At 56.4% G+C, this 8,755-nt stretch carries 8 protein-coding genes; 3 read left to right on the top strand and 5 right to left on the bottom strand.

Translation table 11 applies throughout. The features are described 5' to 3' along the window. From PN477_RS09265 to PN477_RS09250, 4 genes are all read right to left on the bottom strand, one after another. The coding region (locus tag PN477_RS09265; protein ID WP_272147200.1) for a hypothetical protein at window positions 1-189 on the bottom strand (189 nt) is incomplete at its 3' end. Between the two features lie 402 nt (window positions 190-591). Next, a complete protein-coding gene (locus PN477_RS09260) occupies window positions 592-2,226 on the bottom strand; it encodes an alpha-D-glucose phosphate-specific phosphoglucomutase (protein WP_417158782.1) in 1,635 nt (544 codons plus the stop codon). A gap of 62 nt (window positions 2,227-2,288) precedes the next feature. Next, window positions 2,289-3,239 carry an aldo/keto reductase gene (locus PN477_RS09255; protein ID WP_272115689.1) on the bottom strand — a complete coding sequence of 317 codons (951 nt, stop codon included), beginning with the start codon at window positions 3,237-3,239 and terminating at the stop codon, window positions 2,289-2,291. Window positions 3,240-3,293: 54 nt separating this feature from the next. Continuing rightward, a complete protein-coding gene (locus PN477_RS09250; RefSeq protein ID WP_272115688.1) occupies window positions 3,294-3,707 on the bottom strand; it encodes a DUF1824 family protein in 414 nt (137 codons plus the stop codon). A 265-nt stretch (window positions 3,708-3,972) separates the two neighbouring features. On the opposite strand from PN477_RS09250, the gene ccsB reads away from it, so the two are divergent. From ccsB to tilS, 3 genes are all read left to right on the top strand, one after another. Further along, window positions 3,973-4,959 (top strand): c-type cytochrome biogenesis protein CcsB, encoded by a 987-nt coding sequence (ccsB, locus tag PN477_RS09245; RefSeq protein ID WP_417158781.1) that lies wholly within the window; start codon window positions 3,973-3,975, stop codon window positions 4,957-4,959. Window positions 4,960-5,094: 135 nt separating this feature from the next. Further along, the gene (locus PN477_RS09240; protein ID WP_272115686.1) at window positions 5,095-6,312 is read left to right on the top strand and encodes a KGK domain-containing protein; all 1,218 of its coding nucleotides are present in this window, start codon (window positions 5,095-5,097) and stop codon (window positions 6,310-6,312) included. A 1-nt stretch (window position 6,313) separates the two neighbouring features. Next, complete coding sequence (tilS, locus tag PN477_RS09235; protein WP_272115685.1) at window positions 6,314-7,303, top strand: tRNA lysidine(34) synthetase TilS; 990 nt, start codon at window positions 6,314-6,316, stop codon at window positions 7,301-7,303. 114 nt (window positions 7,304-7,417) lie between these two features. Here the strand turns inward: tilS and ygfZ are convergent, their stop codons facing one another. Then, entirely contained in the window at window positions 7,418-8,500 is a 1,083-nt protein-coding gene (gene ygfZ / locus PN477_RS09230; RefSeq protein ID WP_272115684.1) for a CAF17-like 4Fe-4S cluster assembly/insertion protein YgfZ, read from the bottom strand. Window positions 8,501-8,755 lie beyond the last annotated feature (255 nt).

The following is an 8,755-nucleotide window of genomic DNA, read 5'->3' as shown; positions in this document are numbered from 1 at the left end:
GTTGGGGGGCGGGGGTGCTGTGGAAGGGGTGAGGGGCACGGCTGTGGCGTGGAGCCATCGTTTCACCCAGGCTTCGTTATAGTCATCTTTTTTTTGCTCCCATGCGGGGTTGTACGCATAGGTGACTAGCTCGTCATCCCGGCTATTTTTGCGATCGCCCAATAAACCCTGCAAATATTGTGCTAACACGATGCACCTTCAACTAACAGTAAACGTTAGATAACTGTTAAGCCAAGATAGATAAAATCTCAGCCGATGATTTAACAGTAGCAACGAAATTCCGCTCGATCTATCAAGATTTAGTAAAAAAATCAGACGCGATCGCCTCTTTTTTATAAAGCTAGGATGAATTCTTGACTAATGTTCAAACACAACATAAATTTTGCATCTTTTGTAGTATGTATAGGAAGCTGAAATCATTTTTATGCAAGGTAAAAGAATTTTCACATTATTTGCGATCGCAGCCTCAACCTGAAGCGAGGCCAATTTCAGAAATCATCATGGACAGATCCCAAACCCCTCGCCCATGGGCGAGGGGTTTGGGGTGAGGGGGTAAAAAAGGGAGTGAAAGCCCTTAGCGTCCACGTTGGGTTAAGTAATCACCGTGGGGCGATCGCGCCCGGTGAATTCCTTAATTTTCGCCACCTGTTCCGCCAGTTGAATCAGATCACGTAACGCCGCTTGGGTATCTTGGCCGTGCTTGGCCGGATCGGGTTCGTAGCTTTCGATGTAGACCCGCAAGGTTGCCCCTTTTGTCCCGGTTCCCGACAAGCGAAAGATGATCCGTGACCCATCGGTGAAACCAATCCGAATTCCCTGCTTTTGACTCACGGAACCATCCACGGGATCGGTATAGCTGAAATCATCGGCATAGTCTACGGTATAAGCTCCCAACTGCGTCCCCGGCATTGCCCCCAAGCCCGCCCGGAGCCGCTCCATTAACTCATGGGCGGGTTCGGAGGGGACTTCTTCGTAGTCGTGGCGGGAATAGAAATTGCGGCCGTAGGTTTGCCAATGTTCCGTCACCAATTGCTCCACGGATTTCCCCGTGACGGCGAGTAAATTCAGCCAGAACAGCACCGCCCAGAGACCATCTTTTTCGCGCACATGGTTCGAGCCTGTGCCGAAACTTTCCTCACCGCAGAGGGTGGCTTGATTGGCATCGAGCAAGTTGCCGAAGAATTTCCAGCCGGTGGGGGTTTCGTAGCAGGCGATGCCCAGTTTGGCGGCGACGCGATCGACGGCGGCACTGGTGGGCATCGAGCGAGCCACGCCGGTTAAGCCGTTTTGATAGCCGGGGACGAGGGTGGCGTTGGCGGTGAGGACGGCGAGGCTGTCGCTGGGGGTGACGAAGAAGTGACGACCGAGGATCATGTTGCGATCGCCATCCCCATCCGATGCCGCGCCAAAGTCCGGCGCATTGTCCCCAAACAGCACCTCTACTAACTCCTTGGCATAGACCAAATTCGGGTCAGGATGGCCCTGGCCAAAGTCTTCCAGGGGGACACCATTGATCACTGTGCCTTCCGGTGCGCCCAGTTGCGTTTCAAAAATTGCCTTGGCGTAGGGGCCGGTGACCGCGTGCATCGAATCAATACACATCCGAAAATTGCCGCCCTTGATAAACGCTCGAATCCGGTCAAAATCAAACAATTCCGCCATCAACTCACTGTAGGGCACAACGGAATCCATCACCTCCACATCCATCGTGCCCAGCTTAAAGGAACCGGGGCGATCGAGGTTCACATCTCCAGCGGAGAGGATTTTATATTCGGTGATGGTCTTGCTGCGATCGTAGATCGCTTCGGTGACTTTTTCCGGGGCAGGGCCACCGTTGCCAGTGTTATATTTCACACCAAAATCCCCCTCCGGCCCGCCCGGATTATGACTCGCGGAAAGGATAATTCCCCCAAAGGTTTGCTCTTTACGGATAATGCAGGAGGTGGCGGGGGTGGATAAAATACCGCCTTGGCCCACGAGGACTTTACCAATGCCATTGGCGGCGGCCATTTTTAAAATGATTTGGATCGCGGTGCGATTGTAGTACCGGCCATCGCCACCGACGACGAGGGTTTGTCCTTCGCACCCGTCGAGGCTGTCAAAAATGGCTTGGATAAAATTTTCTAAATAATGGGGTTTTTGAAAGGTGGGGACGGATTTTCGGAGGCCCGATGTGCCGGGCTTTTGATCCGTAAAGGGTGTAGTCGAAACAAGGTGTAGATTCATCGTGGGATGTACAGACTTCACGATTACTTATATCGCCATTGGGTCGCTTTGCCTAGCAACGTTCACCCGCGCTCGTAGGAATAGATATCGCCCTGTTGGGGAATGAGAGCGGTGGAGGTGTCGGCGAGGGTTTGGAGGTCGGCGGCGGAGATGTCCCGGTCGAGGGCTTCCATGTTTTGCTGAATTTGGGGCCGGTGGGTTGTCAGGCCGGTGATGATTTGTCCTACGCCAGGTTGATGGTGGAGCCAGTTCAGGGCGACTTGGGCGACGCTGAGGTCGTAGGATTTGCCGATTTTCGCCATCACTTGCAGGAGTTGATGCACCCCCGACCAGCCGCCGTGGTGATCGATCATGGTGTTGTAGTAGAAGCTGCGGGCGTGGTCAAATTCTTGGCTGAGGTGGGGGACGTTGACAAATTTATCGGATAAAAATCCACCTGCGATCGCACCGTAGGGAAGTAGGGTAATGCCACGCTCTAAACAGAGGGCTTGCATCGTGTTTTCGACGCGGCGATCGATGAGGCTGTATTGAACTTGGTGGGTGCTGATCGGGGCGTATGCCAGAGCCTGCTTGAGCATGGGGGTGGTGAAGTTGGTCACGCCAAGCTGCCGAATTTTGCCCCGGTCGTGGAGGGTGCGCAGGGTGTCCCAGAGGGGGGCGAAGTCAAGGCTGGGGCTGTGCCAATGGACTTGGACGTTGTCGAGGTAGTCCCGTTGGAGGTTGCGCAGGGAGTTGTCGAGTTTGTATTGAATCTGTTGGGCGGTGGGGATTTCGCGGAAAAACACCATTTTGGTGAAGATTTTGGTGTCGGCGCGGCCTTTGAGAAATTGGCCGAGCAGTTTTTCGCTGCGGCCGTAGATGTCGGCGGTGTCGAAGGTGTTAACACCCCAAGCAAGATAGGTGTCGATGACGCGCTCTACTTCATCGAGGGGGAGGGATGTCCAACTGCGATCATCAAGTTGCCAACATCCGAGGATGAAGCTGTGTTGTCGTCGAGTTTGGGGGGTGGACATGGGAAACCAAGAAAGATGTTTTCAGTGAGTGGGGGTCAGGGGGGGGTTGGGGGTTTAGAGCGGGGTGAAGAGATCGAGGGGGAGGTGGCCGTAAGTGCCGTTGATCTGATCGTCTTCGGCTTGGCAGGAGACGAGCACGCCGCGATAGCTGCCGGTGTATTGGTCGGTGTAGTGTTTGAGGGTGGCGGTGCTGAATTTGATGTAGGCGGGGTCGGGGGCGGGGTCGGCGATCGCATCCACGTCAAAGGGCACGGTATACCCACAGGCGGTTAAATAACTGGCCAGCACCTGATAGCCCTGTTTTTGATTGTCAGCACAGATCCCGAAGTTTTCCGATTCCGCTTCGGCCACGATTTGCCGGAGGGCGGTCTGGAGTGCTTGACGGTCAGCCTCGGAGCTGGGGAGTTTCGGTTCAATGCAACTGTAAGACTCTAACAGTTGTCGGGCGGCGGTGAGCGACGGGGACATAACGATCGGGACTAAAGGGAGACTAATTCAACAGCATACAATACCCCTTCGACGTTCTGGGCGATCGCCGCTGATTTTTCCGGTGCTGATCGTGGGAATTTTGCCGTGATCGGGGGGCGATCGCCCCCCATCCCCGGCGCTCAAATTTCTCCGAGGCTGTCGTTTGCTTCGGAACAAAGCCGATAGGATGTTAAATATGAGGTTATTCATCCACCGATGGAAGCCGATTAAGGTATTCTGCCGGACAATTTTGTCATTATCTGTTATGGATTTAATTACGCTACAACAAACCCTTAATAATGGCTCCTTTGCCGTTTTACTCATAACCCTGCTGCTGTATTGGTCGGGGGCAGCCTTCCCGAACATTCCCTACCTCAGCAGTTTAGGCACGGCTGGCATGGCCAGCGCCAATCTAGCGATCGCCGTCCTCCTGGGGGCCCGCTGGATCGATGCGGGTTATTTTCCCCTCAGCAATCTCTACGAATCCCTCTTTTTCCTGGCCTGGGGTGTGACCACGATGCACCTCGTCGCCGAAGCGATGACGCGATCGCGCCTCGTCGGAGTCTTCACCGCTCCCCTCGCCATGGGAATCACCGCCTTCGCCGCCCTTACCCTGCCGGCGGAAATGCAGCAGGCCGAACCCCTCGTCCCCGCCCTCAAATCCAACTGGCTGATGATGCATGTCAGTGTGATGATGCTCAGTTACGCCACCTTGATGGTGGGGGCAGTGTTAGCGATCGCCTTCTTGATCGTCACCACCGGCCAAGCCGTCACCCTCACCGGTAGCTCCTACGGCGGCGGCAGCGATCGGCTCCAGCGCCACACCGCCACCCTCCCCAAACTCGACAGCACCCCCACCACCAGCGGCAGCACCACCGCCACCCTCCCCAAACTCGAAACCCCCACCCCCACCCTCCTCTCCCCCCAACGCCTCACCCTCGCCGCCACCCTCGACAACCTCAGCTACCGGATCATCGGCCTCGGCTTTCCCCTCCTCACCATCGGCATCATCGCCGGAGCCGTCTGGGCCAACGAAGCCTGGGGTTCCTACTGGAGTTGGGACCCGAAAGAAACCTGGGCCTTAATTACCTGGCTCGTGTTTGCCGCCTATCTCCACGCCCGGATCACTCGCGGTTGGCAAGGCCGCAAACCCGCCATTCTCGCCGCCAGTGGCTTCATTGTCGTGTGGATTTGCTATCTTGGGGTGAATTTGCTAGGAAAAGGGTTGCATTCCTACGGATGGTTTTTCTAGGGTGAGAAAAAAATTCCCGTCACTTTTACCGCAGACGGAGACTTTCACCCTAAACTTTTAGTGTCATTTAAGACCCGCCCTGTCCCCATCCGGCAGGTTAACGAAAACACGCTTAACCAGTGGAGTAAGAGAACTGTGGAAAATCGCTTTGAACCCCTTGACGGTGATGAGGTGCTGTCGGTTGATGAATCTGCCCAAATTTTTATTGGACATCGTACATTCCGCGTCAGCGAAATCGCAACAGCATTGAAAACCCAACTCTTGGAATATGGGCTAGGAGGCATCACCGTCGAAAAAGAAGGATGGTTCAATCCAGAAGGGATTTCCTGCGAAGCCTTAAAGTTTGGGGCGAATCGCTGGCTCAAAGGTAGGGTGAAAATCAGTATTGACTTTTGCCCGGACGAAATCCAAACCCTTTCCCCAAAACCTCCATCCCCAACCCCCACCCCGGCTGCCCCCTCGCCCCCTGTGATCACACCGCCCATCCTCGAAAAGGATGAGTTAGTCACGGCTGTTCCTGACCCCAGCCCGGTGCTTGACCCGAATCCCGTTGAGGCTGCACCGGAACCCGTGGCGGAGGAGCTTGAGAGCAGCGGTGATGCGTTCGACCTCACCGCTGAGGATGATCTCTTTACCCCGACGCTGGATGCACCGGACGAAATCGAGGAGGAGCTTGATTTTGGCGAATCCCTCGATCTAGATGATTCCGGGGATGTGGAACAAGCGGCCGCCGAATTTTGGTCGGATGATGACGATGATGATGATTTTGCCGTGAGTCCGGCAGCCGCTACGGATGAGGATGATTTCTTTGGGAGTGAGTTGGACGACGGTGAAGCGGAACCGGAAGCGATCGCCGCCCCCGAACCCCCTGGGATCGACGACGATGAAGAGGATGTTTTTGGCGAGTTAGCGGACGATGAAGACGATATTTTCGGGGACGATGCCGATGCCGATGCCCTCGTGGATGATGTCTTTGCCGATGCTCCGGTGGATCTTGACAGCGATGACGATGATGATGAATTTGACCTGGGTGGGGATCTGTTTGGCGAGGAGGAGACGCTAGAGGATGACGAGGATGATCCCTTTGGTGAATTAGGCAATGATGACAGTCTGTTTGATGTATCTGACGAGGATGAGTTAGAACCTAGCCCTGCGGTTGCTGCGGCCTCGGAGGATGTTGTGCTCGAAGATGCTGATGATATTTTTGGCGATGATGACACGGATTGGGGCCTGTCTGGGGATGACGAGGATGATCTCGACTTTGGGGATCTAGATACCGCTAACAGTTCGGAGGCATCGGGCCAAGATGATGTGATTGCGGATATTTGGCAGGATATCGACGAGTTGAGCTAGGGTGTGGAGCGATCTTCATAGTCGAGTTCATCAGGTAATTCGTCAGCGATCGCTGATTCCCCCCCACACTCGCCTCCTTTTGGCTGTGTCCGGAGGTCAAGATTCCCTCTGTTTACTGCGGTTGGGGCTGGATCTACAGTCCCGTTGGGGTTGGTCGCTGGCGGTGGCCCATTGTGACCACGGCTGGGCGACGGATGCGGGGATTGCTGACCATGTGGCGGCGATCGCCTCTGGGTATAATCTGCCCATCTATCACGCCACGGCGGAGAATCTGCCCGAAACCGAAGCCGCTGCCCGCCATTGGCGCTATGCTGCCCTCACCGCATTAGCCGAAACGCACGCCTATCCCTACGTCCTCACGGGCCACACCCAAAGCGATCGCGCTGAAACCACCCTCTACCATCTGATTCGCGGCGCGGGAGCCGATGGCCTGCGATCGCTCCCCTGGCAACGTCCCCTCAGCCCCACCGTCACCCTCGTGCGCCCCCTCCTCACCGTCACCCGCACCGAAACCGCCCAATTTTGCCACACCCACCACCTCCCCATCTGGCATGATGTGGCTAATGAAAATCTCGCCTACGCCCGCAATCGCCTCCGCCACGAGATCATCCCCCAGTTAAAAACCCACTTCAACCCCCAGATCGAGCAGGCGATCGCCCACACCGCCGAACTCCTCCACACCGATGTAGACTACCTCGAAGCGCAAGCCCGCCAACTTTATCACCAGACCTATCACCCCGACCCGCCCCGCCTCCATCGTCCCACCCTCAACGAGCATCATCTCGCCCTTCAACGGCGCGTAATCCGGCAGTGTCTCGCCCACCACTTACCCCACGCCCCCACCTTTGCCCAGATCGAGCAAGTACAAGCCCTCCTCACCGCCCCCAACGGCAGCCGTAGCAGCACGTTACCGGGGCAATGGTGGGCAGTGGTGGAGCGGCCCTGGCTGCGGTTGCAGCGCAAGGGGCCTAATAGACAATCCGCTCCATAAACCTCCCTCATCCCCGGCCCTTCTCCCGCCGGGAGAAGGGAGCCGAAAGCCCTCTCCTGCGGGAGAGGGTTAGGGTGAGGGGTTTTAGGAAAAGTTGCAGCGCGGGCAAGGGACTTAAGCCCCTTGTTTCGATGACGTTGCGGGTTGAGGTTTGTAGTAGTCGTGGCTGAGGTAGGGGGCGGGGACGAGTTCGCCGGTCAGGTCGCCGATTTGCACCGTTAACCCTGCGCCGCCGGCCTTGGTGCGCACATAACCGAGTGCGATCGCCCCGCCCTCCGTCGCGATCGCACTGGTTACCCGTCCCACCTTTGCCCCCGCCACCAAAATCGGGGTCTCTGCCGCCACCGGGCCAGGCAGGTTAATCTGCCAAAGCCGCTGTTTCACGCCCTGATAGGTGTTTAAACGGGCGATCGTCTCCTGACCGATGTAGCAGCCCTTCGTGAAGGACACCGCCCGCCATAACCCTGCTTCGAGGGGGTTGTAATCGTCGGTGAGTTCCGTACCGGGTTGGGGGCGACCTTGGCGAATCCGCAGCGTTTGCCAGAGGCGATCGCCCATCGGCACTGCCCCCGCAGCGGTCAGTTGATCCCACAGATCCGCCGCCTGAGCCACGGGAACCCACAGGGTATAGCCCGGTAGATCAAGGCCCGTACTCTTCACCAGGCGCAGGCTGAAATCGGATCGCGCGATCGTGCGGTGACTGTAGGGAGGAGCCGGATCGGAGTCACCCACGACATCGGCGAGGACGGTTTCAGCGTTTGGCCCCATTAGCGTCAAAAGAGCGTAATCAGCGGAAACATCGGCGATCGCCACCCGATCCATGGGGAAAATATACCGATCCATCCACTGGGCTAGGGGTTGCGCCTGGCCGGGGGACAGTTCAAGCCATAGCCCCGCCTGATCACAAAGCACAGTAGCGAGATCCAGGGTGCGAGCGGTGGAATTGACAAACACCGTTTCGCAGCCTTGGCCGGGCTGGAGAGCAGCGATCGCATTCGTCGTTTGGTTGTGGAGAAATTGTTTCGCATCCTCGCCGGTAATCTGGAGCTTGTCCCAATGGGTGCGATCGCAAATCACCGCCCCCGTCTCTAGGGCAGCCTGAGCCGCCGCCTCATTGCCAAAACTCCAGGGAATCGAGGGGGTCACCGCATCAAACTGCGCTCCCGCAGCAACGAGGCGATCGTGCAGTGTCGTCATAGTCTTGTCCTAAAAAGATCACATCACCCTTTAGGATCGCACGAAAAATTCCCAACAAAAAAGAGAGCCACCGTGGCGGCTCCCCCAATCATCAGGGTGCATCTATAGTTCACACTTTGACACTCCCACCGTTAAATCAAAGATTATAACGGGGGATTCTTGCTTCATTGGGTTTGTCTAGTCTCAAGTCATCTCTGTCTTGAAACCCCGTCCAGATTCCCCTCCACAAGCATCTGTTTAACGTCCACTGAATGT

The organism is Spirulina subsalsa CS-330 (assembly GCF_028330765.1).
Taxonomy (GTDB): domain Bacteria; phylum Cyanobacteriota; class Cyanobacteriia; order Cyanobacteriales; family Spirulinaceae; genus Spirulina; species Spirulina subsalsa_A.
Note: the sequence above shows the minus strand (reverse complement) of the source record. Positions and strands in the feature narration are given on the sequence as shown.

Excerpts from the sequence above, each read along its gene's own strand:
- PN477_RS09260 (WP_417158782.1), bottom strand. The coding sequence starts at position 2,226 with ATGAATCTACACCTTGTTTCGACTACACCCTTTACGGATCAAAAGCCC.
- PN477_RS09255 (WP_272115689.1), bottom strand. The coding sequence starts at position 3,239 with ATGTCCACCCCCCAAACTCGACGACAACACAGCTTCATCCTCGGATGT.
- PN477_RS09250 (WP_272115688.1), bottom strand. The coding sequence starts at position 3,707 with ATGTCCCCGTCGCTCACCGCCGCCCGACAACTGTTAGAGTCTTACAGT.
- ccsB (WP_417158781.1), top strand. The coding sequence starts at position 3,973 with ATGGATTTAATTACGCTACAACAAACCCTTAATAATGGCTCCTTTGCC.
- ygfZ (WP_272115684.1), bottom strand. The coding sequence starts at position 8,500 with ATGACGACACTGCACGATCGCCTCGTTGCTGCGGGAGCGCAGTTTGAT.